The sequence below is a fragment of the Dokdonia sinensis genome (genome assembly GCF_003688895.1).
In the GTDB taxonomy this organism is placed as follows: Bacteria; Bacteroidota; Bacteroidia; order Flavobacteriales; family Flavobacteriaceae; genus Dokdonia; species Dokdonia sinensis.
This window is the reverse complement of the sequence record NZ_REFV01000035.1, coordinates 1-1,680: the sequence shown is the minus strand read 5'-3', so window position 1 is coordinate 1,680 and position 1,680 is coordinate 1. Positions and strand designations below refer to the sequence as shown.

Genomic DNA, 1,680 nt, shown 5'->3' with positions numbered 1-1,680 from the left:
AGGCGTTCCAAAAGCTCAACGCAGGGCAGCAAACCTCCAAAATAATTAATACCTTACACAAATAATACAAACACCAAAACAAGTGAAAGCCAGCAGAACGCCCTGCACGCTTTATACATTGGACGTTCTACACCATTTGAAAAAAACATTCGTCATAGCATTAATATTTTTGATTTTGACAGCTTCCTGCTCAAATCGACAATACACGCTGGATAATTACGCCAATTATCCGGTTAAAATAGCTAAACAAAAAATCGAATATCCAAATGGCGACTTTTCATTCTCTATTCCAATTAATTGGGAATGGAAAGTAGAAAACTATGAATACGAAAATATCTTGTCGGGAATAGATGCTAGTTCAAAGCCTGACAAAGACGGTTTTGTGGATTTGCTTTCTGTTCAGAAAATAAAAAGTTTCGGAAACAAAACGGATTTAAAATCTGAATTTGAATATTATATCGAATTGCTGGAAACGAATTGGGATGCGGAAGTTGTTGAAACAGGCAAAACTGATTTGTTAAATCAAGAAGCTTATTTTCTACACACAAAATCGGATACAGGAACTTACGGCGAAATTGAAACCATAAGTTTCGTTGTAGAAAGTGAAACTAAAGGAGTGTTTTACAATTTGACTGCTTCAGCATCTCAAACTGATGACTTAAAGAAAAATATGGCTATATTAATCCAATGTTTGAAAAAGTTTAAATCGAATAACAGCGGATAAAAAACGGTGTAGAACAATGTATATAAAAAATAGCGCAAGTCATTGCTAACACTAAGGTTTGGGCATTTTTGGAAAGTCGCCAAATTTTTAAATTTGACGATTTTCAAGTAAAAAGATAAATAGTAAAATTTAAAAATTTGGCTTGTGTTTAATCCGAAAAGTAACAGCTTATTTTCAGCGCTACTTTTCATATACGTAGCCGTTGTGGGCAATTAAAACCAACATTTGGGCTTAAAACCAACTTTCATCAGAAATCAATGGATTTTCATTTTGAATTGCTAAACAACTAAAGAATTACGATTATTGACTGTTAAATCGAACCACTGAATTTGACTTGAATATAATGTTGGGAATTAACCGAAAAGCCAACTGAAAAAGGAAGTAGGACTAATTTAAATTATTACAAATGAAATTATTTACCACAATCGGAATTTTACTATTAACTTTTGTTACTGTGAATGCTCAACAGATTGATATCGAAATCTATCAAGTTTTAAAAACCCAAGGAGTTTTAACCACAAACCAAAATACAACCTTAATTAGTGAGAGTGAAAATCAAAAAATTTATCAAGTTAATTTTAATAGTTCTGACAATTACGATAAAGCAATTTTAATTGACTACGGAAGTAATAATTTCGAATTTATTTATGATTCACAAATGGGTCAAAATTCGAATAAAATTATAATATCAAAAAATTATTCTTCAATATCAAAAACTCAAATAGATAGTGGATGTGGAATGGGCGAATGTTGGTCAGTTTACAAACAGTACCATAACGGGAGAAAGTTATTTGAAAAAAGAATTGGAGGATAAACTGCCCACAACAACGGTAACCGTTGCACAACCCATTAAATCGACAATAATTGACTTTAAAAGCGCCTTTCTGAGAGGTGCTTTTTTAAGTTATGAAGTATGCAAGTCTTAAATTAATATCGCTTAAAAAGACTCGTTTGAG

The 1,680-nt window shown here is 31.9% G+C and carries 2 protein-coding genes; both read left to right on the top strand.

Features of this window, described 5'->3' with window-relative positions:
- Window positions 1-136 precede the first annotated feature (136 nt).
- Window positions 137-724: a hypothetical protein gene (locus EAX61_RS16285; protein ID WP_147448395.1), complete on the top strand. Its 588-nt coding sequence runs from the start codon at window positions 137-139 to the stop codon at window positions 722-724.
- 406 nt (window positions 725-1,130) lie between these two features.
- A complete protein-coding gene (locus EAX61_RS16280) occupies window positions 1,131-1,538 on the top strand; it encodes a Rossmann-fold NAD(P)-binding domain-containing protein (RefSeq protein WP_121918767.1) in 408 nt (135 codons plus the stop codon).
- The last annotated feature ends 142 nt before the right edge of the window (window positions 1,539-1,680 follow it).

Bases quoted from the DNA above. Each gene is read 5' to 3' on its own strand.
- EAX61_RS16280 (WP_121918767.1), top strand. From the start codon at position 1,131: ATGAAATTATTTACCACAATCGGAATTTTACTATTAACTTTTGTTACT.